General features: G+C 54.8%; 19 protein-coding genes and 1 pseudogene. 12 read left to right on the top strand and 8 right to left on the bottom strand.

Features of this window, described 5'->3' with window-relative positions; genetic code table 11:
- The first annotated feature begins 6 nt into the window (after nucleotides 1-6).
- Genes sufD through sufB form a run of 4 tightly spaced genes read left to right on the top strand, consistent with a single transcriptional unit; the run spans nucleotide 7 to nucleotide 4,377 of the window.
- Nucleotides 7-1,290 (top strand): Fe-S cluster assembly protein SufD, encoded by a 1,284-nt coding sequence (gene sufD, locus PT964_RS19000; RefSeq protein WP_274364940.1) that lies wholly within the window; start codon nucleotides 7-9, stop codon nucleotides 1,288-1,290.
- Complete coding sequence (locus PT964_RS18995; protein WP_274364922.1) at nucleotides 1,287-2,519, top strand: cysteine desulfurase; 1,233 nt, start codon at nucleotides 1,287-1,289, stop codon at nucleotides 2,517-2,519. The genes sufD and PT964_RS18995 overlap by 4 nt, the downstream gene beginning before the upstream one ends.
- Nucleotides 2,506-2,934 carry a Fe-S cluster assembly sulfur transfer protein SufU gene (gene sufU / locus PT964_RS18990; RefSeq protein WP_274364921.1) on the top strand — a complete coding sequence of 143 codons (429 nt, stop codon included), beginning with the start codon at nucleotides 2,506-2,508 and terminating at the stop codon, nucleotides 2,932-2,934. Before PT964_RS18995 ends, sufU begins: the two co-directional genes overlap by 14 nt.
- Before the next feature lie 45 nt (nucleotides 2,935-2,979).
- Nucleotides 2,980-4,377: a Fe-S cluster assembly protein SufB gene (gene sufB, locus PT964_RS18985; protein ID WP_274364920.1), complete on the top strand. Its 1,398-nt coding sequence runs from the start codon at nucleotides 2,980-2,982 to the stop codon at nucleotides 4,375-4,377.
- A 1,273-nt stretch (nucleotides 4,378-5,650) separates the two neighbouring features.
- On the opposite strand, the gene PT964_RS18980 is transcribed toward sufB, so the two are convergent.
- Nucleotides 5,651-5,902, bottom strand: a complete 252-nt coding sequence (locus tag PT964_RS18980) for a hypothetical protein (RefSeq protein WP_274364919.1) — start codon at nucleotides 5,900-5,902, stop codon at nucleotides 5,651-5,653.
- A gap of 144 nt (nucleotides 5,903-6,046) precedes the next feature.
- Here PT964_RS18980 and PT964_RS18975 point away from each other — a divergent pair, with 144 nt between their 5' ends.
- Nucleotides 6,047-7,300: a C40 family peptidase gene (locus PT964_RS18975; RefSeq protein WP_274364918.1), complete on the top strand. Its 1,254-nt coding sequence runs from the start codon at nucleotides 6,047-6,049 to the stop codon at nucleotides 7,298-7,300.
- Nucleotides 7,301-7,354: 54 nt separating this feature from the next.
- Here the strand turns inward: PT964_RS18975 and PT964_RS18970 are convergent.
- Nucleotides 7,355-7,792: pseudogene (locus PT964_RS18970) on the bottom strand (molybdenum cofactor biosynthesis protein MoaE); the annotation flags it as partial.
- A 159-nt stretch (nucleotides 7,793-7,951) separates the two neighbouring features.
- Here PT964_RS18970 and moaA point away from each other — a divergent pair.
- The 5 genes from moaA to PT964_RS18945 all read left to right on the top strand — a co-directional run bounded on the left by moaA (nucleotide 7,952) and on the right by PT964_RS18945 (nucleotide 13,263).
- Nucleotides 7,952-8,953: a GTP 3',8-cyclase MoaA gene (moaA, locus tag PT964_RS18965; protein WP_274364917.1), complete on the top strand. Its 1,002-nt coding sequence runs from the start codon at nucleotides 7,952-7,954 to the stop codon at nucleotides 8,951-8,953.
- A 235-nt stretch (nucleotides 8,954-9,188) separates the two neighbouring features.
- Nucleotides 9,189-10,295: an HD-GYP domain-containing protein gene (locus PT964_RS18960; RefSeq protein ID WP_274364916.1), complete on the top strand. Its 1,107-nt coding sequence runs from the start codon at nucleotides 9,189-9,191 to the stop codon at nucleotides 10,293-10,295.
- A 114-nt stretch (nucleotides 10,296-10,409) separates the two neighbouring features.
- On the top strand, nucleotides 10,410-11,537 hold the full coding sequence (yfkAB, locus tag PT964_RS18955; protein WP_274364915.1) for a radical SAM/CxCxxxxC motif protein YfkAB: 1,128 nt from the start codon (nucleotides 10,410-10,412) through the stop codon (nucleotides 11,535-11,537).
- 18 nt (nucleotides 11,538-11,555) lie between these two features.
- The gene (gene ytvI, locus PT964_RS18950; RefSeq protein WP_274364914.1) at nucleotides 11,556-12,584 is read left to right on the top strand and encodes a sporulation integral membrane protein YtvI; all 1,029 of its coding nucleotides are present in this window, start codon (nucleotides 11,556-11,558) and stop codon (nucleotides 12,582-12,584) included.
- Between the two features lie 4 nt (nucleotides 12,585-12,588).
- Nucleotides 12,589-13,263, top strand: a complete 675-nt coding sequence (locus PT964_RS18945; protein ID WP_274364913.1) for an HAD family hydrolase — start codon at nucleotides 12,589-12,591, stop codon at nucleotides 13,261-13,263.
- A 32-nt stretch (nucleotides 13,264-13,295) separates the two neighbouring features.
- On the opposite strand, the gene PT964_RS18940 is transcribed toward PT964_RS18945, so the two are convergent.
- The 5 genes from PT964_RS18940 to PT964_RS18920 are packed head-to-tail and all read right to left on the bottom strand — an operon-like array spanning nucleotide 13,296 to nucleotide 19,473.
- Nucleotides 13,296-14,390: a YheC/YheD family endospore coat-associated protein gene (locus PT964_RS18940; RefSeq protein WP_274364912.1), complete on the bottom strand. Its 1,095-nt coding sequence runs from the start codon at nucleotides 14,388-14,390 to the stop codon at nucleotides 13,296-13,298.
- Nucleotides 14,390-15,586 carry a YheC/YheD family endospore coat-associated protein gene (locus PT964_RS18935; protein WP_274364911.1) on the bottom strand — a complete coding sequence of 399 codons (1,197 nt, stop codon included), beginning with the start codon at nucleotides 15,584-15,586 and terminating at the stop codon, nucleotides 14,390-14,392. The genes PT964_RS18940 and PT964_RS18935 overlap by 1 nt, the downstream gene beginning before the upstream one ends.
- Nucleotides 15,586-16,959 (bottom strand): YheC/YheD family endospore coat-associated protein, encoded by a 1,374-nt coding sequence (locus tag PT964_RS18930; protein WP_274364910.1) that lies wholly within the window; start codon nucleotides 16,957-16,959, stop codon nucleotides 15,586-15,588. Before PT964_RS18930 ends, PT964_RS18935 begins: the two co-directional genes overlap by 1 nt.
- Nucleotides 16,960-16,962: 3 nt before the next feature.
- Nucleotides 16,963-18,087: a YheC/YheD family endospore coat-associated protein gene (locus PT964_RS18925; RefSeq protein WP_274364909.1), complete on the bottom strand. Its 1,125-nt coding sequence runs from the start codon at nucleotides 18,085-18,087 to the stop codon at nucleotides 16,963-16,965.
- Nucleotides 18,088-18,105: 18 nt separating this feature from the next.
- Nucleotides 18,106-19,473 carry a YheC/YheD family endospore coat-associated protein gene (locus PT964_RS18920; protein ID WP_274364908.1) on the bottom strand — a complete coding sequence of 456 codons (1,368 nt, stop codon included), beginning with the start codon at nucleotides 19,471-19,473 and terminating at the stop codon, nucleotides 18,106-18,108.
- A 220-nt stretch (nucleotides 19,474-19,693) separates the two neighbouring features.
- Here PT964_RS18920 and PT964_RS18915 point away from each other — a divergent pair, with 220 nt between their 5' ends.
- Nucleotides 19,694-19,963, top strand: a complete 270-nt coding sequence (locus tag PT964_RS18915; RefSeq protein ID WP_274364907.1) for a hypothetical protein — start codon at nucleotides 19,694-19,696, stop codon at nucleotides 19,961-19,963.
- A gap of 401 nt (nucleotides 19,964-20,364) precedes the next feature.
- Nucleotides 20,365-21,702: a DRTGG domain-containing protein gene (locus PT964_RS18910; RefSeq protein ID WP_274364906.1), complete on the top strand. Its 1,338-nt coding sequence runs from the start codon at nucleotides 20,365-20,367 to the stop codon at nucleotides 21,700-21,702.
- Here PT964_RS18910 and PT964_RS18905 read toward each other — a convergent pair.
- Nucleotides 21,674-22,021 (bottom strand): YtpI family protein, encoded by a 348-nt coding sequence (locus PT964_RS18905; RefSeq protein ID WP_274364905.1) that lies wholly within the window; start codon nucleotides 22,019-22,021, stop codon nucleotides 21,674-21,676. The two genes, PT964_RS18910 and PT964_RS18905, sit on opposite strands and share 29 nt — an antisense overlap.
- Nucleotides 22,022-22,048: the final 27 nt, after the last annotated feature.

The raw sequence follows: 22,048 nt of genomic DNA, 5'->3' as shown, positions 1-22,048 counted from the left end.
ACGCATATGACAGAACAACGTTCCTTTGCCTCCATCGCAGCAAATAAGCAAGAGCCGGCATGGCTCTCCCAATTCCGGGCGGAAGCTTATCAGCTTTCTACGCAGCTTCCGCTGCCGAAGGTTGAGAAGACAAGAATCGACCGATGGGATTTGAGCGGACTCGGCGAATACCGTCCGGGCCGCGCGGTAACGAGCGTCGAAGAGCTGCCGGAAACATTGTCCGCGCTGCTCGGGGCGAATCCGAGCCCGAACCTGCTCGTACAGCACGATTCCGGAGTCGTCTATGTACGACTGTCCCAGAAATTGAAAGATCAAGGCGTCGTTCTTATGAGCCTTGAGGAAGCGGCGGCCGTACACGGCGATTTGGTACAGAACTATTTCATGACCGCCGTCAAGAAGGATGAAGACCGGTTAACGGCGCTGCATGCGGCGCTTTGGAACGGCGGGCTGTTCCTGTACGTTCCGAAGAACGTCGTGGTCGACGAGCCGATACAGGCGATTTATTATTCCGAATCGACCGAAGCGACCTTCGCGCCTCACGTTCTGATCGTCGCCGAGCCGTTCAGCTCCGTAACCTATGTGGATAATTACGTGTCCGGAGCAGGCGGCCAGTCGCTCGTACACAGCGGTATTGCGGAAGTGTTCGTGAAGCCGGGCGCGCAAGTACGATTCGCTACGGTACATGATTTGAACACTCACATTACCGATTTGAATACGCGCCGGGCCGTTGTCGAGAACGACGGCAAGATCGAATGGATCATCGGCGAATTGAGCGCCGGCAACGGCGTAGCCGATACCCATTCGATTCTTAAGGGCAATGGCTCCTTCTCGGATGCTAAAGTGATCGCTGTTGGAACCGGCACCCAGAGACTGAGCTATACGACGCGCGCCGTCCACTTCGGCAAGTCGTCCGAAAGCGATATGATTACCCGTGCGGTCATGCGCGACGATGCGACCGCCATCATTAACGGGATCACGAAGATCGAACACGGCGCGACGAAAGCGAACGGACAGCAAACCGAGCGCGTACTGATGCTGAGCCCGCGGGCGCGCGGAGACGCGAACCCGATTCTTCTGATCGACGAGGACGATGTGAAAGCGGGCCACGCGGCCAGCGTCGGACAAGTCAATCAAGAGCAAGTATATTATTTGATGTCGCGGGGCATCTCGCGTGCGGAAGCGGAACGGCTCATCATCTACGGCTTCTTGACGCCGGTGATTGAGGAAATTCCGATGGAAGGACTGCGGGAACAGCTCGGCGCATTAGTGGAAAGGAAACTGGGACAATGACGCTTTCTGCGCTCGAACTAAAGCAAGAGTTTCCTATTCTTCATCAAGAGGTGAACGGCCACCCGCTCGTTTACTTGGACAGCGGGGCGACCTCCCAGAAGCCCCGTGTCGTGCTGGAGGCGCTCGAGCGGTATTACAAGCTCGACAACTCCAACGTGCACCGCGGCGTTCATACGCTGGGGACGCGCGCGACCGACGCATATGAAGGCGCACGCGAGAAAGTCGCCAAGTTCATCAATGCCAGGCAGTCGGCGGAAATTATTTTTACTCGCGGGACGACGACGGCCATCAATATGGTCGCGTACAGCTACGCGCGGTCGGTATGCAAGCCGGGCGACGAAATCGTCCTTACGCCGATGGAGCATCACGCCAACCTGATTCCGTGGCAGCAAGCCGCCAAAGCGACGGGCGCCGCGTTGAAATATTTGCCGCTGCGCGAAGACGGCTCGATCGATATGGCTCAAGCCGAGAGCATTATAACGGGGAACACCAAGATTGTCGCCTTAACGTATTTGTCTAACGTGCTGGGCGTCGTTAATCCGGTGAAGGAAATTGTAGCGATCGCCCGCCGGCACGGCGCGAAGGTGCTTGTCGACGGAGCGCAAAGCACGCCGCATATGAAAGTCGATATGCAGGAGCTCGATTGCGACTTTTACGCCTTCTCCGGCCATAAGATGTGTGGGCCGACAGGCATCGGGGTACTCTATGGCAAAAGAGAGCTTCTCGAGCGGATGGAACCCGTAGAATTCGGCGGCGAGATGATCGACCATGTCGATTTGTACGACGCGACCTGGAAGGAGCTCCCGTGGAAGTTCGAAGCGGGTACGCCGAGCATTGCGGGGGCGGTCGGGTTAGGCGCTGCGATCGACTTTCTGACGGATGTCGGTATGGACAATATCGCTCGGCATGACAAGAAGCTTGCCGCTTATGCGTTCGAGCGCTTGTCCGAAATGGAAGGCGTAGCGATTTACGGTCCTAAGGAAGGAAGAAGCTCGCTCGTCACGTTCAATTTGGACGACGTGCATCCGCACGACGTTGCGACGGTTCTTGACGCCGACGGCATCGCGGTCCGTGCGGGCCATCATTGCTGTCAGCCGCTGATGCGCTGGCTGAAGGTAACGGCTACCGCCAGAGCGAGTTTTTATTTGTACAACACAGAGGATGACATCGATCGGCTCATCGCTTCCTTACACCGTGCAAAGGAGTACTTCTCATATGCAATTGGATGATTTGTACCGCCGTGTCATCATGGATCACTATAAGCATCCGCGGAATCAGGGCGATTTGGAGGAAGGCGCCGTAACGGTCGATTTGAACAATCCGACCTGCGGAGACAAAATCCAGCTCCAAATGCGCTTTGAGGACGGGAAAGTCGTCGATGCGAAATTCAAAGGCGAAGGCTGCTCGATCTCGATGGCATCGGCTTCGATGATGACGGAAGCGGTGAAGGGGAAGACATATGACGAAGCGTTGGATTTGGCGGATCGTTTCTCCGCATTGATGAAGGGCGAATTCGTCGAGTTCCAAGAATACGAAGATATTGAAGCCTTAAGCGGCGTGAATAAATTTCCGGCCCGGATCAAGTGCGCGACGCTCGGATGGAATGCGCTGCGCAAGGGCGTCGAGCAAGGAAAGAACGCGTAATTTCGAAAGTGTAAAGCAATTATTATTAAAGGAGGTCGGACTGCAATGGCTAAGCAAATGCCCGATATCGGCGAATACAAATACGGGTTCCGCGACGAGCATAAAGCGATATTCCAAACCGGCAAAGGCTTGAACGCCGACATCGTCCGCAGCATTTCCCAAATGAAGGGCGAACCGGAGTGGATGCTGGAATTCCGTCTCAAAGCGCTCGACCAATTTAACAAAATGCCGATGCCCCGCTGGGGCGGCGATCTGGACGAATTGAACTTCGACGACATTCAATATTATGTGAAGCCGTCCGAAAAGCAAGGCAAGACGTGGGAAGAGGTTCCGACGGAAATTAAGGAAACGTTCGACAAGCTGGGCATTCCGGAAGCGGAGCAAAAGTTTTTGGCCGGCGTGTCCGCTCAGTACGAATCGGAAGTCGTTTATCACAGCATGCAGAAGGAGCTTGAGGAGCAGGGCGTTATATTTATGGACACCGACTCGGCTCTTCGGGAGCACCCGGAGCTGTTCAAGAAATATTTCGGCACGGTCGTTCCTCCGACAGACAACAAGTTTGCGGCTTTGAACAGTGCGGTATGGTCCGGCGGCAGCTTCATCTATGTGCCGAAGGGCGTCAAGTGTGAAATTCCGCTCCAGGCTTATTTCCGGATCAACTCCGAAAATATGGGCCAATTCGAGCGTACGTTGATCGTCGTGGACGAAGACGCATTCGTGCACTACGTCGAGGGCTGCACGGCGCCGATTTACAGCACGAACTCGCTGCACAGCGCGGTCGTAGAAATTCTTTGCTTGAAGGGCTCCCGCGCCCGCTATACGACGATCCAAAACTGGGCGCCGAACATCTACAACTTGGTGACGAAGCGCGCCGTGGCGGAAGAGAACGCGACGATGGAATGGGTCGACGGCAATATCGGGTCGAAGCTGACGATGAAATATCCGGCGGTTATTTTGAAAGGACGCGGCGCGAAGGGCAGCGTGCTTTCGATTGCGGTAGCCGGCAAAGGCCAGCACCAGGATGCGGGCGCGAAGATGATCCATCTGGCGCCGGAAACGACGTCGACGATCGTGTCGAAATCGATCTCCAAGCACGGCGGCAAAGTGACGTACCGCGGTTTGGCGTCGTTCGGCCGCAATTCCGCCGGCTCCAAGGCGAACATCAAGTGCGACACGCTTATTATGGATAACCAGTCCACGTCGGACACGATTCCGTTCAACGAAATCTTGAACGACAACATTACGCTGGAGCACGAAGCGACCGTCTCGAAGGTATCCGAGGATCAGCTGTTCTACCTGATGAGCCGCGGCTTGTCCGAGGCGGAAGCGACGCAGATGATCGTTATGGGCTTCATCGAGCCGTTCACGAAGGAGCTGCCGATGGAGTATGCGGTTGAGATGAACCGCCTCATTAAGTTCGAGATGGAAGGCAGCATCGGTTAATACAAGTGGTTAACGTTAACGTGTCCGAGTCCGCTCGGACACGTTTTTTTTGTTTTGCCATGCATGGCGATTAGCTGGGCGATGGAAGTCCGCTGTGGGGGCTTGTAGCGGCCACCCATTAGCCAATAGCAAGGGTGTCCATCGCGAGGTGGAATCTGAAGGAAGCTGGAGGCAAAATTCCGACCCGAGGATGAGTTAGCACCAAAACTCTCATGTCCATGCGAACACCACTTAAGCGATTATTCGAATTTCAAGCACGTCAAATTCACGGACAGAGAAGTGATCGATGAAGACATCGGCACAAGCGACAACGATAGGTATGAAAATGTGAAGTATGTTTTAAAGACGGATCTTTCTACGATGATGGTAATGGCAGGTCAAAGGTCGAACCGATCTTTTTGGCTGTACTGTCGGCATCTTTCGGAGCTTTCAGAGCTTTCAGCGTTCCCGGCACTGCCGATGCTGCCGGTATCGCCGGTTACACTGCTTCCGGAACTGACGCCNGAACCGATCTTTTTGGCTGTACTGTCGGCATCTTTCGGAGCTTTCAGAGCTTTCAGCGTTCCCGGCACTGCCGATGCTGCCGGTATCGCCGGTTACACTGCTTCCGGAACTGACGCCAATCGCTTTGGCACTAACGGAACCGGATGACCGCTAATTTTGTCGAAACCGGGTAAAAGGGCTCATTAGCGGAACGGAATGTCCGTTAATTCGCTTGAATCATCGGTAATTGGCGGATTTCGGGCGATTAGCGGACAACTTGTTCCGTTAATTCGCAGTTTTTTGGGGTGAGGCGGTTTTTAGCGGACAACTTGTTCCGTTAATTCCAGCATCGCAAACCGAATGACGGGGACGTTCCGGCGTTAGCACCAAAAGTTGGTGTAAACGCCCGTGGACAACCCGTCCAGCCGGAGTTAGCCCCAAAATTTGTTACTAACCCTGCTGCGATCCCGTCGCACTACCATGTTAGCCCCCAAAAAGTGTTACTAACCCTGCCACTATCCTGCCCCGCGACTGAGTTAGCCCCAAAAAGTGTTACTAACCCTGCCACTATCCTGCCCCGCGACTGACTTAGCACCAAAAGCTGGTACTAACCCTGCCACTATCCCGCCACACGACCGACTTAGCACCAAAAAGTGTTACTAACCCTGCCGTTATCCCGCCACACGACCATGTTAGCACCAAAAGCTGGTACTAACCCTGCTACTATCCCGCCACACGACCGAGTTAACACCAAAAGTTGGTACAAACCCTGCCGCTATCCCGCCTGATCTTATAACGTCGGATCAATGACGAACACCGAGCCGATCGTGACGATCCAGATCAACGCGATGATTAGCGACAGCCCGCCGAGAACGATACCGGCGTTTCCCGTTCCGCGGCGGCGGGAGGAGTGAACGCCTCCGATGACCAGCGCAACTATGCCCAGTATAAATCCGACGGGGAGAAACAGAATCAACAGGTTGCACAGACATGCGGCAAGGCCGAGCCCCCATGCGGCGGACGATTGAGAAACCTTTTCCAACGATACGCACCCTCCTTTCAACCGGCAGACCTATTCTTGTCACATTGTACCATATCAAGCGTCAACGCCGCTTTTCTGCATATTTTACCGTTCCCCATCAAATCCTATTTCCGACATCATCATTCAAAAAGGAGAATGGGCCATATGGTTCGCCTGTCGAAACCGGCTAAATCGGTCATCGTCACGTTGAGCGCCGCTTTGATCGTTACCGCCTGCGGCGCCGGAAATACAGCCGACAACAGAAATTCAGGCAATATTAGTTACAATCGAAACAATGTGAAAAACCAAATCAACGAATTGAACGGCACAGACGGCTCGCAGGTCAATCAAGCGGACGGCGGCATTCTAAACCGTGACGGAGACCGCTCCGGGATGCTTCCGGGGAACGGGATGCGCTCTCCTTTCCCTCCGAATTCGGTCCAACCGTTAGGCAAAATCGACTGGTCCTCCACCGGGAACCATATGCTTGCGCAAGATAATCAAGCGGTCTTGGTGCCTTTCGTGAAAGGACAAGACGGAGAATATGTAACCGCGGACGCCATTGTGCAGCTGCTCGAGTACAAAAATTCCAAATATGATGCGGAGACGGGCACGTATCAGATCGGGGACAACGACGTGCTCGTACAATTGAAGGCCGACTCGACGGATGCGGAGCTCGCCGGTTACCCGGTAACGTTGTCGGCCGCACCGAAGCTCGGAGCGGGCGGCGAGCTGCTGCTGCCGAAGGAGGTTGTTGCGGACTTGTTCCAGGAGGATATGGTGTTTGACGTTACGCCGGAAGGGATTATGGTGTACCCGTCGGATTCCCAATATCTAGGGCAAGACCAAGACGGTCCGGAGGATGTAACGGTCGACGAGGCGCTCGATTTCGGAGACGATCCGACCGACCCGTTCGCCGGGCCCGATGACGAATCCGAAGGCGTGTTCTTAGACGAATCCGAAGAGCTTCCGTCGATCAAAGACGCGGACGGCGCCGAAGCGGTTCCGGTGCTCAAAAACATTAACATAAACGCCTTGATCCGAACGTCCAAGCGCTATCTCGGCGTGAGGTACGATTTCGGCGCAAAGCCGTATCCGAGATCGCACCGCTTTGACTGCTCTTCGTACACTCAATACGTTTACGGCAAATACGGAATCAGGCTGCCGCGTACGGCAAGGGCTCAAAGCCGTGTCGGTAAAACCGTTTCGCGCAAAAGCTTGCGTAAAGGCGATCTGTTGTTCTTCTATGTTCCGGGCCGCTTCAAATCGAATAAGGTAGTCGGCCACGTGGGCATTTATATCGGCGGCGGCAAAATGATAAACGCCAATACGGCGCCGAGGAACGGAGTGCAAATCCGGAGCATTAACAGAGCGTTCTATAAGAAAACGTTCATTAGAGCGAAGCGAGTTGCCTACTAATCCGATAAAAAAGCCTTCATCCGCGCTCAACAGGGCGAGTGAAGGCTTTTCTCTTCATTTGTCCTCCATGGGGTTCCATGGGCCGGTTTGGGCTCCCTTCCATTCCGTCCCGTCTTCCCAAATTTCCTTCTTCCAAATCGGCACGATCATCTTTAAGCGTTCGATGGCGTATCGGCTCGCTTCATAGCAAGCATCCCGATGGGACGCGGATACGGAGATAACGACGCTGGCTTCGGCAATGTGTACGGGCCCGATTCGATGGGTTATCGCGCAAACCGCGCCGTCCCACCGCCGGGCGATTTCTTCGCCGATCCGTTCCATCGCCTTCAGCGCCATAGGAATATATGCGTCATATTCCAGCAGAACCGTTCGTTTGCCGTGCGTCCATTCCCGGGTCGTGCCGATAAAGGCAAGCGTGGCGCCGTGCTCGGGACGAATCGTCTTCGAGGTAACTTCTTCCGCCCGAATCGGTTCGCGAGTGATTACGTACAGATTGCTTTCAGCCAATGGACGTCCCCCCGTTTACTTTTCTATCCAAAAGAATACCATACGGCGCACGTTTTTGACATGTTCGTCATACACCGTAGAGATGATTTGTGTTACACTTAATGCATTATTAAAAGATGCGCCGAACACAGGGGGGTGCCGGTTTTGTCAAAGCTGATCGATCGCTTCGGAAGGGTTCACGATTATTTGCGCATATCCGTTACTGACCAATGCAACTTGCGTTGTTTGTATTGCATGCCGGAGGAAGGCATGGAGTTTATGGATAAAAGCAAGCTCATGACCGCCGAGGAGCTGCATGCGATCGTGACTGTTGCGGCAAAGCTCGGCATCCGAAAAATACGCATTACCGGCGGGGAACCCCTCGTTCGCAAAGACATTGTCGACATCGTCCGCTCGGTCGCCTCGGTTCCCGGCATTGAGGACGTTTCCTTAACGACGAACGGGTTGTTTTTGGCTCCTAAAGCCGAAGAGCTTCGGGCGGCAGGCTTGAGACGGGTAAACATATCGCTTGACACGCTCGACTCGGAAAAATTCGTCAAGATCGCCAGAAGAGGCGACCTGACGAAGGTGATGGACGGAATTCGCGCCGCATCGCGCGCGGGATTAGCTCCGATCAAGCTGAATTGCGTGCTGCTCAAGGGCTTGAACGAGAGCGAAATCGCGGATTTCTTGCAGATGTCGATTGATGAGCCGCTGCACATTCGGTTTATCGAATACATGCCGATCGGGCATGCGGACGAAGGCTGGCGCAGCCTTTATTTGCCGCTGACGAAAGTTATGGAAATCGCGGATCGGATGCCGCTCGATTACGCGCCTCTCGCCGACATGAAGGGCAACGGGCCCTCCGAGGATTGGCAGTTCCGAGGCGCCAAAGGCTCCTTCGGACTCATCCATCCGATCAGCGACCGCTTCTGCGCGAATTGCAACCGGCTCCGCCTGACCGCGGACGGCCACTTGAAGCCGTGCCTCTATTGGGTTGACGAGTTAAATGTGAAGCCGTTCGCGTACGACGAAGAGGCATTGACGCAGCTGTTCTATAAAGCTATGAATATAAAACCGGAAAATCACGAGATGGCGGAAAAGCTGTCCGGCGAAGTGCTTACCCATGTGCCGACCGATCGGCGCATGTCGCAAATTGGCGGATAAATAAGACCCGTTTGCCGATATTTGGGACTTTTTACCCATTGTTTTATACAAATGGGTGATTTTAGTATTGCGAATTTTCCATTCATTCATTAAGATATCAAGAAGTATAAACGCAGAATCGAACGCATCCTTTCGGCCAGAAGGTTCGGCTGCTTTCCAAATCGTAAATGTTGTCGAATCCTGGAGCCCTTTAAAGCCAAGTCACATTACTCCAAGGACAAGCGAGGTACATAGCATGTTATTAATGCCGTTGCAGATGTGCAGACCTGGCATGAAAATCAGCAAGCCGATCTTCAGCGAGGAGGGGATGATACTCCTCGGTGAACGAATGGAATTAACGGACTCCATCATTCGGCGATTGGAGCGTTTCGGCATAAATTATATTTATATCGAAGACTCCCGGACCGAAGATATCGTCGCGGAAGACGTCGTGACCGCGGAGACGCGGACGCGCGCGGTGACCGAGATTCGAAACAATTTCCGCAAGATGATGGACGATGCGAACAAGAAGCGTCCTGTCGGCAACGTCCAGCTCGGGAAGACGTTTAAAGGCGTCCTGGATATGATAATCGACGATATCAGCGGCAACAAAGACGCAATGATCATGCTGCTCAACTTGAATGCGTCGGATCAATATTTATATCATCATTCCGTGAATGTTTGCATATACGCTACCGTACTCGGACAGGCTTACGGATACTCCAGAGACGAGCTGACGACGCTCGGCCTCGGCGCGCTGCTTCACGACATCGGCAAGACGAAAATATCGCCCGGGCTGCTGTCGAAGCCGGGCAAGCTGACGGATGCGGAGTACGAGGAAGTAAAGAAGCATGCGGAATACGGGTTCAAAATGCTGAAGGACGAACCGAATGTGCCGCTGCTATCCGCTCATATCGCATTCCAGCATCACGAACGATTGAACGGTTCCGGCTATCCGCGGGGCATCTCCGGATCGAACATTCACGAATACGCGCGTTGGGTCGGCTTGGTGGATTCGTACGACGCGATGACATCCCCTCGCTCCTACCGGCCGCCGATGCTGCCGCACGAAGCGATGGAAATCATCTATACTTGTACGGATACGCTATATGAGAAATCGAAGATTGAGCTGTTCCGCGACAAGATCGCCATCTACCCGCTCGGCATTCTCGTTCAACTGAATACCGGCGAATCCGGCGTCGTCGTCGATGTCAACTCCGCCTTCCCCCAGCGTCCTGTCGTTCGGGTGTTAAGCGACGCGGACAACCAGACGCTGACACAGCCTTATGAAGTCGATTTGTCGAAGAAGCTAAGCGTGAATGTCGCTAATGTCATTACGCGGTCGCCGAACTTATCCGCATAATATGTCAAATACATACACTTAAAATCCCAGACCTAGGTCGGGATTTTTTTTGTATTAACAAAAGGTTATTTTTGTTTTGCCCTTCGATACGATACAATAAAACGGAGGTGGATTATGAACAGCTTGAAGTCGGATACATTGAACACATTGAACGCTTTAGACACATTTGACCCTTGGGACCCGCTTCATTCCAGAATCCGGTACGGACGTCACGTACTGACCAGCGTGGAATTTACGGTTACCCAATTATGTAATATGCGCTGCGAGCATTGCGCCGTCGGAGACGCGCTAGTGATGAAGGAGGGGCCGCGCGTTCCGCTTCCGCTGCTGCTGCAGCGGCTTGACGAGGTCGAAACTCTCGCCACGATCAGTGTGACCGGAGGCGAGCCTACCTATGATGCCGAGTCTCTCCGAAGCTATATCGTGCCCTTGCTGGACTATGCGAAGCGGCGCGGCGTGCGCACGCAAATCAACACGAACTTGACGCTCGGGTACGACAGGTATGAGCTGTTGGCGCCGTACGTCGACGTGTTTCACATTTCGTACAATTATACCGGGGTGGAAGACTTCCACGAGATCGGCTTCGCCAAAGGAGCGCGTAAGGTCGGAAGAGACAGCGCGGCGCGGCTGTACGAACGCATGATGGAGAACGCCCGAAGACTTGCTTCAAGCGGAGCGTTCGTTTCCGCGGAGTCGATGATCAACTACCGGACGCATCGGCACATCTCGGACATTCATAAGGCGATATACGAGATGGGATGCCGCCGGCATGAGGTGCATCCGATGTACCCGAGCGCGTTTGCGGCGGATTTGCCGCTTCTCCCGCTGGAGGAGCTGCGCAAGTCGATTCACGGATTGCTGGACGACCGCGCCCCCAATGTATGGGTGCTGTTCGGAACGCTTCCGTTCTATGCTTGCAGCGAACGGGCCGAAGACAGGGAGCTGCTCCAGCGGCTTCGGCGCGAGCCGAACGTAACGGTGCGCAACGACCCCGACGGCCGCAATCGGTTGAACGTAAACACGTTTACCGGCGACGTCACGGTTACCGATTTTTCGGATGTCCCTCCGGTAGGGAATGTCCGCGACGGTGCGTTTACGGATTTATTCGACAAGTGGAGCCGGACGGAGCTGCAGCGGAAGGTAAGCTGCTTTTGCTCCGGCGCAGCCTGCTGCGGTCCGAATTTGCTCGTGGCGGACATGTATTACAAAGACGTGGATTTTACGACGAAGAGAGCACCGTAACGACAACGGAGGTATGCGATGCTGAGGAATGCGCTGGTCATCATTTTTGGTCTATTGTTTTTGTACGGATTGTTTACGATCGGGGCGCCGTTCCTGCTCGCGCTGTTAATCGCGATTTTTCTGGAGCCGTTGAACGGTCTGATGGTGAAGTATTTGAAGATGAACCGGCTTGTGGCCGCTACCGTCACATGCACGGTATTCATAGCTATTTTGCTCGGGCTCGTTTATTTGCTGCTTCTGAAAATTTTCTCCGAGCTAGTGTCCCTGCTGCGCAATTTGAATTACGCCGAGCTGAACCAGCTCGTTTCGGATGCGCTGGTGAGGCTCGATACGGTTTTGGCGGATTTGCCGCCCGATGTGGCATACAGTATTAAGCACTATATCGCCACCAGCACCCAAGAATTGTCGGGGCTCACAAGCCGAATATCCGGCATCACGGTGGGCGCGTTAACCGCCGTCCCGGGCCTTCTCGTGTTATCGCTCGTATTTTTCGTGGCGCTCTATTTATTCAGCTTCAGTCTGACTACGATCAAGCAATCCTTCTTATCGTTCTTCGAGGAGCGCTCCCGCGGCAAAGTGGAGAAGGTGCTTCTCGATTTGCGCTCCGCGGTGATCGGCTTTATTCGGGCGCAAGCGATTCTCAGCCTGCTTACGTTCATGATCGCTTTCATCGGTTTGCTCATTCTCGATGTGCGCTACGCGCTGGCGATCACCTTCGTCATTATCGTAGTCGATATATTGCCGGTCCTCGGTACCGGTTCGGTGCTCGTCCCGTGGGCCGCATATTCCTACATTATCCATGGAGACGTGCATTTAGCGGTCGGCCTGCTCATCTTGTTTCTGGTCATCACGGTGTTCAGACGCATCGTCGAGCCCAAAATTCTCGGGGAGCAAATGGGAATCGGCGCGTTGGCTTCATTAATCAGCCTGTATGTCGGATTCGCGCTGGTCGGACCGATCGGGCTTATTTTGGGACCGATCGTCGTCATTGTTTATCAAGCGATGGCGAAGGTCGGATTGCTGAAAATAAAAATAAGGTTGGAGTAGAGCTATGTCGACGATCACAAAGCCCGAAGCGCTCATCTTCGATATGGACGGAACGCTGTTTCAAACGGAAACGCTGCTTTTGCCGTCATATGAGCAAATGTTTCGCCGATTAAGAGCAGAAGGCTTGTACGAAGAAGAAGCGCCGGATCCAAGCATTATTCTCGGGACGCTCGGCATGCTGCTAAGAGACATTTGGAAGCGGGTGCTTCCCGAGCATGATGAGGCGGTTCACCGCAGAGCGGACGTGCTGTTGCTGGAGGAGCAGCTCGAAGGACTTACGCGCGGAGTCGGGACGCTGTATCCCGGCGTGAAGGAAACGCTGGAACGGCTGAAGGCGCAAGGCTACCGACTGTTTGTCGCCAGCAACGGCCTCGAGCATTATGTGAAGGGAGTCGCCGAGGCGACCGGAATTTTACCGTTATTCGAATATTTGTATTCAGCGGGAGAGCACAAGACCGAAACTAAGGTCGAGCTTGTAAGAAAGCTGCTGACCGAGCGAGGCGTCGGCACCGCATGGATGGTGGGGGACCGATCCTCCGATGTGGAGGCGGGCGCCGCAAACCGGCTCCCGGTCGTCGGCTGCCAATATGCGGATTTCGGAGTAAAGGAACAAGAGCTGTCCGGGGCGGACATGAAAATCCGGTCGTTTCCGGAATTGTTGAGGCTTCTAGGTGAATAAATAAAAGGGAGGGAGCCGGCGGCTTCCTCCCTTTACTTTTCCTTGGCGTTATCGTACAAGTGCTTGGCATATTCGAGCGGCCGCACGATCGCGTTGCGATACGTTTCCCGCTCCCCGACTTGGCGGAACACCTCGCGTCCGGGCTTCGGATTCACCTCAAGCAGCCAGAGATGGCCTTTCCTGTCGACGGCAATGTCAAGCGCAAGCTCGCACATATCCTTAAAATGGCTCTCCAATTTTCGTACGACCTGCAAACTCAACGACTCCATTTCACTCTTGACGGCGGCGGCTTTGTTAGAGTCGGGGAACGTCTCGTGGAGCAGCCGGTTCATCGTGACCGCTCTGCCGCCGCCGTGAATGTTGGAGGTGACGCTGCGGTCGGGGCCGACCCGCCCTGCGCACCCGGTAACCTCCCATTCGCCCTCGCCGTTTTTTTGCACCAGCATCCGGTAATCGTGAACGCGTCCGTTCGGCAGTCTCAGATCGATCCCTTGTTGAATCAAGCATTTTTCCGTGAGACCGTGGTGTTTCAGCAGCGCCGTTACTCCCGAGAGCGTCGTGACCCGGGGAGAGATGATCTGCCTTCTGCGGTCGCGTCCCCGAACGGCGTATTGGTCCTTGCCGATCCGCTTGATGCAAATGACCCCCCGGCCGCCGGTACCGTTGACGGGCTTAACAAAGACGATGCGGTGCCTTCTCGTGAATTTGCCGAGCTCCTCGGGCTTGAACGCTTCCGTATCGGGAAGCCATTTGCGAATTTTTTCGTCCTTGGACAGCAATTGATGAATCGCCCACTTATTGGCAAGCGGCCGGTTCAAGTACAACAAATCTCCGTATTTGGCGCGAAATTCGCGGAGCTTGCGGAAGCGGGGCGTGTTTTGGTAACGGCAGCGGTCAAACACAACGTCCGGCAGCTCTCTCCATTTGCGAAGCCAGGCGCGGCGGCGGGTGTCGTACACATGCGCCAAAATCCGCCGCCGGCCGTCATTCACATCCTCGGGAGTAAACAAATACGCGTCGATCCCCATTCGTTCCGCCTCGGTCAGCAGCCGGCGGAAATAGGGAAGTTCTTCAATCCGCTTTCCGTTCAAGTATAAGGCCATAACGCCAAGCGTCATTGCCGTCATCAGCGACTCCTCCCCTTGCGGCGCGAACGAGGCAGGCCGAGCTTCAGTCTGAAGGACTGAAGGTCGGGCCGCTCATTCCCTTGCTTCACGAGATATTTCCAATAACGAACGAGGCGGCGGAGCGACTTTTTGCGGATATGCGGCTCGTCGAATTTCATCGGCTTGGAGTTGGCTTCGAAAAACCATAGCCGTTTCGACGTATCCACTCCGAGATCCATCGACATTTCCCCAAGATTGTAGCCTGAGCCTTTTTCGATTTGAGATGCAAGTATAATGGCTGTATTTTTCGCGGAGGTAAGAATTCGTTTCCCTTCCGCCGAACCGAATACTCCGGAGAGCAGCTTTGTCGGATCGTCGATGGAGCCGCCTCTGGGAACGTGCGTCGTAATACTGGAAGCGCCGGCGACTCTGGCACCCACGCCGGAAATTTTCCACTCGCCTTTCGAGTCTTTCTGAATCAGAATGCGTAAATCGAAAGGCCTGCCTCCGGCGCTTACCAAATCGATGCCTTGCTGTACAATGTACTCTTTTTCGCCGATCCGGTTTGCCGCGGCATCATATAAGCTTTTGACGCTGGCAAACTCGGACGATTCCGTGTTGGCGCCATCCTCGTAGTAGGTGAGGCGGTAGTGCGTTTTTCCGTTTTTCGGCCGAAGCCGCAGCACCTTCATGATACCCCTGCCCGCCTTGCCCTTGACCGGCTTCAAATAAACGAACCGGTGGTTTGCAAGCAGGCGCGACAGATCGCCGGCGCCGGTCAGCTTTACCGTCTCCGGGATATGGCTTCGCGTCATGCGGCTCTTGTGAAGCCATTCGAACAGGCTCCATTTGCTGAAAAACGACGGGTTGAAGAAAAATACGTCGGGATCGTTCAGACATTGCTGGATGAGGCGCTGCACCTCCGGAAGCTGCTCAAACTTCCGGTACGGGATCCGGTTGTACACGACGTTGGGAGCGGGAAATTCCTTCCGGAACCAGGCATGCTTTTGGTCGTCGTACGTAAACCCGCGGACCGCTTTTTCGTGAAGCTTCAAATCATCCTGCGCCACAATATAGGCGGTTACGCCTTCCTCTTCGGCCGTGCGCAGCAGATCGATAAAGTTGTCTCGGTTTCCCCTGAAAATCCGCGTATTGTCCCGATACGTCAATATAGCGACGATCGGCTCCTTCGGCTTCCCTCGGTTGAGGAGATACATTACGATTTCCCCCTCTTGCGAAACCTGGCCAAATACAAGCAATGCTGATGCAGCAGGTCGAGGGTGGCCCTCCCCTCTTCTTTCAGGGAAGGGTGCTTGAAGATCGATCGGCCCGGCTTGGAGTTCGCCTCGAACATCCAAATGTTTTCCTCCGTGTCGATCCCGATGTCGAAGCCAAGCTCGCCGATATGATGCTTGTAGTTGTTTTGAATCGCTTCCGCAAGCTTAATCGTTACGGACTTCATGCGGGTCAAGATGTCTTCGCTCTTGGGGCCGAATACGCGGTAGAGCGCCTGTTCCGGCGTCATTAGCGTCCCGCCGTTTTTAATATGGGTCGTTACGCTGCCCCGGCCCGCCTTCTTCGCTCCGATGCCCGCTACAACCCATTCGTTGGCATCGTTGCGCACAAGGTGAAACCGGAAATCGAGCGGACTCGAGTCGATCTCGATCAAACGAACGCCTTGCTGAGCGACATAGTTGCGCAGACGACCCCTGGTAACGCCGAGCATCTTGATTAAGCCGGCATATTTGGGGAATCTTAGGAGCACGTTTTTGCCGTTGCTGCGAAAGCGCGCGAAGTACCCTTTGCCATGCGAATGCGTAATGCGGTATATCCCTTTGCCGAGCGAGCCCCCCGTCGGCTTCAAATAAATAAACCGATGCCTCTCCAGCATATCCTCCAGCTTCTCGGGCGTCGGATTAATAACGCTCTCCGGCACGTGCCTGAACGCTTCTTTCTCGTCTTCCAGCAATCGGTACACGTCCCACTTGTTGAAGAAGCTCCAGTTAAAGAGCGGAATATCCCGACGGACAAACTTTATCTTCAGCGACTCGATCGCCGGAGAAATGTCGTGGCTCCGGCTTGCGAGCCGGTTGTAGACGACATCCGGCAGCGGAACCCGTCTGCGGGACCATCCGCCTTCCGGATTTGCGAAATATCCGAGTACCGTTTCGTTCTGCCAGTTGATGTCTTTCGGCGTGAAGGCGAAATAGTAGGCCTTGCCGGCGCCGGACAGCAAATATTCGCGGATCAGGCCGGTTCTTGCACCGAAAGGGCGTTGTATGCCGCTGGCTCCGGAGGTTAATATGCCGATCAGCGGGCCGATCCGGACGCTGCTGCCGCTTTCGTTCGCGGATACATACAAGCTGCGGACCTTCGGAGCCTGTATGGCTTCTTTGACGATGAGAGGAAAATAAATATGCTTTCCCTTCCGCTTGAGCGGTCGCCAAGGCGCACTAATCGATCTTTCACCGAGACGCACATCAACCGTCCTTCCGCTGCGAAGTTTCAGCTTTCTTGCCAGCTCGGACGTCAAATATATCGTTCTTTCCGTCCTGCCGGTCCAATGAACATTGCTTAGTGTCATACTCATGGTTTATATCCTCCCAGTTGCTCGGCCCAGTACATAACGTGCGTAACGAATCGGACTTGTCACGGCTGCGGCGCTTGCTCTCCTGTTCGCAAGAGACAGGAATGACGAGCGGCCGGGCTTGGAGTTGACTTCCAGCAGCCAGATGCGTCCGAGCCGGTCCACGCCGAAATCGATCCCAAGCTCTACGAGCGGACCGTGATGGCGCTCCAATACCGGGGGGACGGCTAAAGAGGCGGACCGGATGCCGGCTGCAATTGCGGCCGCCTTCTCCTCGCCGTACTCCTGAGCCAGAAACGGCTCCGCATCGGCAGCCGTACCTCCGCCGTGCAAATTCGATGTGACGCTGTTTTTCGGACCGAGCCTGACGGCTATGCCGGTCAATGACCAGCTGCCGTTTCCGCCTTTTTGCACTAACGCGCGCAGATCAAACGGATAACCGCCTTCCGTCGAAAGCGACAAATACGGTTGAAGCAAATACGTTCTTCCGGAGACGATCCGGTGAATCCACCCGGAGGCGGCAGCCGAACCTGCGAACCGGCGCCTGAACACCCGGTTGGCCTTATCTCTGCCGCATACGGCGTATTCCTCCGGGGTTTCGCGTGACACCCGGAATACGCCCTTGCCGTGCATTCCGCCGTTAGGCTTCATAATGACCTCCTTGTACTCTTCCAGCCAGGAAAGCAAGGATGAAGGGCCGCGGTACGGCTCCGTCCGCGGCAGAAGCCGCGATACCGCCTCATCCTGCTTCAGCATACGGTACACGTCATATTTGCCTCCCAGTCCGCGTCCCAGCAGCCTCACGCCCGGAACGGAAAGCAGCCTGGAAAGCTGCCGTTTGTAGCGGAGCCGCTGCTGACGCGTCCGAGAGAAGGAGCGGTCGTACACCAGCGAAGGCAAGGGATGCACGCTTCTGATCCATGCTTTGCCTTCCGGCGAGTAAGCGAATGCATTGACCGTCTTATCGGTCCAATCGATCCACTCCGGTGAAAATACGAATACGTTTATTCCGAGACGGCTTCCTGCCAGCGATAGCTTGCGATAGAACGATCGTTCCGCGAAAGGGACGGGGCCGAACGTTTCGCGAACCAGAATGCCGACACTGCCGTTCGTTTCCTTCCTGAAGCCCATACCGTTCCTCCTTGCACTCTACAGCTTTGCCAGGTGGCGCGCGTATTCCACGAGCAGCTTTACGGAAGGCCTGATTTTCGCTCCTGTCAGCTGCGTATTGTCATTCTTGGACGGCTTCGAGTTCACCTCGAGCAGCCACACTTTGCCCGTTTGGTCCAGCGCCAAATCGACGCCGAGCTCTCCGAAGTGGGCGTCGATCGTCGATTCCACTCCTTCGGCTATATCGATGGCCGCCGTTCGCAGGCGCGCAAGCGCGATACTCTTCTTGCCGGCCGGGACGTTCGACCGTTCGACGGCTTTCTTGGCTTGAGTGATCTTTCCGCCCTTAGCGACGTTGGATACGAAACGGTCGGGACCCGCCACTCGCCCGACGATGGAGGTGACCTCCCACGCGCCGGACAGCCCCTTTTGCACAAGTGCGCGAAAATCGACCGGTCTTCCGCTTATCTTTGCAATATTGAGCCCTTGTTGGATTTGGTACCGCTGCGATTTCAGTCTGGGAGCGACGGCGCTGTACACTTTGGCCAGCGACGGATATACGACGACGCGGGTGCCGTTCAACTCGCTGTAATGGCAGGCGTAGCCTCCTGCTCCCGTCTTTTGAATGCGAATGATGCCCTTTCCGAGAGAGCCGCGGACCGGTTTGAGGAAGACGGAGCTGTATTTTGCGCACATCGATTGGAGCGTTTGAAATCTGGTAACTGGGTGCGATTCGGGCAGGAGAGAATGGAGCTCGGGCTCTTTTCGCAGTGCGGCGAACACTTCCGTTTTATCCAAATACTTCTCGTTAAAAATAAGCGTTTCATGCCGGGTTTTCGTTTCTTTAAACAATCGCTGCACCTTCCGGGCGTTCTCGAGCTTACGCGACGTCAGCCGGTTATGGAGCACGTCGGGAGCCGGGAAAGAGCGCTTCTTCCAGCCTCCCGCATACGTCCAGCCCTCCAGCGTATCATAGCCGGATCGGATTCCTTCCGGAGTAAAGAAGTAAACAAAGGCGCCTTGCTGCCTGCAGGCGTCGACGAGCTCGCGGCAAAATGCCGTAATGCTGCCGAACGGGCGGTTCGGCGTACTGGGAAAGTCGCGGGAGACGATGACGCCGATTAAGGGGCCGGCTTGAAGCGTTTGAGTGCCCGGACGGTAGTTCATCCGAAGCGATGAGCCTTCGGTGATACCGATCTGAGAGGCTAACGACTGGCTGATGCGCAGCTGTTCGGAGCGATCGATCGGAATCACTCTGACGTCGGTTTTGAATGCACCGAAGCGGAAGTGAACCGTTTGAGTGTCCGAAATTCGCCACTTATGAAGCAAACTTTTGCCTATGCACACGGTTCGATCATCAAGCAAACCGGGACGCATAATGTGCACGGTGACTTTTGATTTTGTCATAATCGGTCTCCTTAAAGCCGCGAGAAGTCGACGCAAAGAACTACAACATCATATGAGGGCCAAAACCCTATGGTGAATCATGGAGAAAGTTGGGCTTATCGAAAAAAGCGCCGTGGTCGTACGGAGGGACGGCCGGAAAGCTCATATTTGCACGGCCGGTCTCATAAGCTGAAGTAGAGAGAAGATTTACGAAAATCCGCCGGAAGGAGTTGATGAATACGTGCATGCAACAAAGAATGTGCTTTATATGAGCGCGGCGCTCGGGATGCTGATTTACGCCGTTCCGCGGCTGTACGTCGGACAAGGCTGGACGCTGCCCACCTTGTTCAGCGTTGTATGGATCGCGTTTGCGCTGCTGATCGTTGCCGCGCATCTGCACGCGATTTTGCGGGTGGATGAACAAACGGACGCGCAGCTGCAGCGGATTAGGAATGTGCGGCGCAGGACGATGCTTCGGGCAATCGAGCGGAGGCTGGTGCGGCGAGGGTGACGAATGAAGTCTTCGGTTCGCGGAAAAAGCGAATCGGAGGCTTTTTTTGTTATGCGGAATGTTTGCGGTGCTAACGGACGCCACAGACGCTATATCGCCAATTTGCCCGCCGCCATTTCGCTAACGGTCGCCACGGACGCTAAACCCCGATTTTTGGCGCTTACCCCCGCTTTTTCGAGGCAATAACTGCAATGGTGTCCGTTAAAACTGCAAACGGCCTTCAAATCGCCGAATAACTGCATCCCTGTCCGTAAGGGCGAGCCGCCAGCTATCCGAAAGGCATATGCTCGAATCCAAAGGACGCAATCAGGCGCTTTTCTTGTAATGCGGAATGTTCGAAATAGAGATATAATAAAATGTAACAGATTGATACAGATAAGGTGCGGGGTGAAACAGCTATCGTGGATACGACACTACAAGAAACGCTTACGAAGCACGAGCAAATATTGAGACATATTCAGAGCCTCAAGGTTGGAAGCAAAATATCCGTCCGCAAAATCGCCAAAAACATCGGCGTCAGCGAAGGCACGGCATACCGCGCCATCAAGGAAGCGGAAGCGTCCGGCCTCGTCGCCACCAAAGAGCGGACGGGCACGGTGCGGATCGAGCAGAAGGCGCGAAACAATATCGATAAGCTGACGTTCGCGGAGGTCGTCAACATCGTGGACGGCACGGTGCTCGGCGGTGCGGAAGGGCTGTCCAAAAACTTGAGCAAATTCGTCATCGGCGCCATGGAGCTGGAGACAATGGTGAAATATATCGACGCGGGCAGTTTGCTCATCGTCGGTAACCGCATGAAAGCGCACAGCATCGCTCTCGAGCTCGGCGCCGGCGTCCTGATTACGGGCGGCTTTCCGGCGAGCCGCGAGGTGAAGGAGCTTGCGGACCGGCACGCCCTGCCGATTATTTCGAGCTCGTACGATACGTTCACCGTCGCCTCGCTGATCAACCGCGCGATTTACGACAGGCTCATTAAGAAAAAAATTCTTCTTGTCGAGGACATCATGACTCCGGGCAGCCAGGCGGCGGTGCTGAAAGGCAACAGCACGGTGGCGGATTGGAATGAGCTCGTCGAGCAAAGCGGCCACAGCCGGTTCCCGGTCGTCGACGAATGGAACCGCATCATCGGCATGGTGACGTCGAAGGATGTGGTCGGCATGCCGAATCACGAAAAAATCGAGAAGCTGATGACGAAAAATCCGATTACCGTATCGCCGAGAACGTCGGTCGCTTCGGCCGCGCACATGATGGTGTGGGAAGGGATCGAGCTGTTGCCCGTGACCGATACCGGCCGCAAGCTGGCGGGGATTGTGTCCAGACAGGACGTGCTGAAGGGAATGCAGTATATTCAGAAGCAGCCGCAAATCGGAGAAACGATCGAGGAGCTGATATTGGCCGCATTCGAAGAGGAGAGGGAAGCGGACGGAGGAATTTCGTTCCGGGGGATGATCACGCCGCAGATGACATCGTCTCTAGGCACGGTATCCGAAGGCGTATTGACGACCGTTATGTCGCAGGCCGCTTTCCGTGCGATCAAGCTCGTCAAAAAAGGCGACCTCGTGCTTGACAGCATGTCGACCTTCTTCCTCAAGCCGCTGCAGATCGACAACGAGATCGTCATCCGTCCGCAGGTCATTGAGCTCAGCCGCAAATTCGGCAAGGTCGACGTGGAAATTCATCACCGTCAAGCGTTGGTCGCCAAAGCGATCGTTACCGCTCAGTTGATTGATCAAGCTTAGCCGCTTGGTCTTGCCGGTCCGGCTTGGAGGAAATCCGGGAATAGAAGCCGAAGCTGCGAAGGCCGGAAAATACGTTAAAGAAGCCGAGCACGATAAAGACCGATCCTAATACGATTCGAATCGTATCCGGTTCGAACAAAAACCATTGCACCAGCGCCAGGCAGATCAGGAGCAAGCCCATCGATATATTCATCTTTGAGGCATGCAATCCGCGCTGCATCGGGTCGACGGAACGCCGTGACCGGATGCTGAAATATACGGACAGCGCCGAGGATACGACGATTGCCGCGGAAAAGAAATAGGTTAATGCTGTGAGCACTGATCGTACACCCGTCTTTCATATAGA

It is taken from the genome of Paenibacillus thermotolerans, assembly GCF_028745515.1.
GTDB classification, from domain to species: Bacteria; Bacillota; Bacilli; order Paenibacillales; family YIM-B00363; genus Paenibacillus_AE; species Paenibacillus_AE thermotolerans.
Note: the sequence above shows the minus strand (reverse complement) of the source record. Positions and strands in the feature narration are given on the sequence as shown.

Bases quoted from the DNA above. Each gene is read 5' to 3' on its own strand.
- sufD (WP_274364940.1), top strand. From the start codon at position 7: ATGACAGAACAACGTTCCTTTGCCTCCATCGCAGCAAATAAGCAAGAG.
- PT964_RS18995 (WP_274364922.1), top strand. From the start codon at position 1,287: ATGACGCTTTCTGCGCTCGAACTAAAGCAAGAGTTTCCTATTCTTCAT.
- sufU (WP_274364921.1), top strand. From the start codon at position 2,506: ATGCAATTGGATGATTTGTACCGCCGTGTCATCATGGATCACTATAAG.
- sufB (WP_274364920.1), top strand. From the start codon at position 2,980: ATGGCTAAGCAAATGCCCGATATCGGCGAATACAAATACGGGTTCCGC.
- PT964_RS18975 (WP_274364918.1), top strand. From the start codon at position 6,047: ATGGTTCGCCTGTCGAAACCGGCTAAATCGGTCATCGTCACGTTGAGC.
- PT964_RS18960 (WP_274364916.1), top strand. From the start codon at position 9,189: ATGTTATTAATGCCGTTGCAGATGTGCAGACCTGGCATGAAAATCAGC.
- yfkAB (WP_274364915.1), top strand. From the start codon at position 10,410: ATGAACAGCTTGAAGTCGGATACATTGAACACATTGAACGCTTTAGAC.
- ytvI (WP_274364914.1), top strand. From the start codon at position 11,556: ATGCTGAGGAATGCGCTGGTCATCATTTTTGGTCTATTGTTTTTGTAC.
- PT964_RS18945 (WP_274364913.1), top strand. From the start codon at position 12,589: ATGTCGACGATCACAAAGCCCGAAGCGCTCATCTTCGATATGGACGGA.
- PT964_RS18940 (WP_274364912.1), bottom strand. From the start codon at position 14,390: ATGACGGCAATGACGCTTGGCGTTATGGCCTTATACTTGAACGGAAAG.
- PT964_RS18935 (WP_274364911.1), bottom strand. From the start codon at position 15,586: ATGTATCTCCTCAACCGAGGGAAGCCGAAGGAGCCGATCGTCGCTATA.
- PT964_RS18930 (WP_274364910.1), bottom strand. From the start codon at position 16,959: ATGAGTATGACACTAAGCAATGTTCATTGGACCGGCAGGACGGAAAGA.
- PT964_RS18925 (WP_274364909.1), bottom strand. From the start codon at position 18,087: ATGGGCTTCAGGAAGGAAACGAACGGCAGTGTCGGCATTCTGGTTCGC.
- PT964_RS18920 (WP_274364908.1), bottom strand. From the start codon at position 19,473: ATGACAAAATCAAAAGTCACCGTGCACATTATGCGTCCCGGTTTGCTT.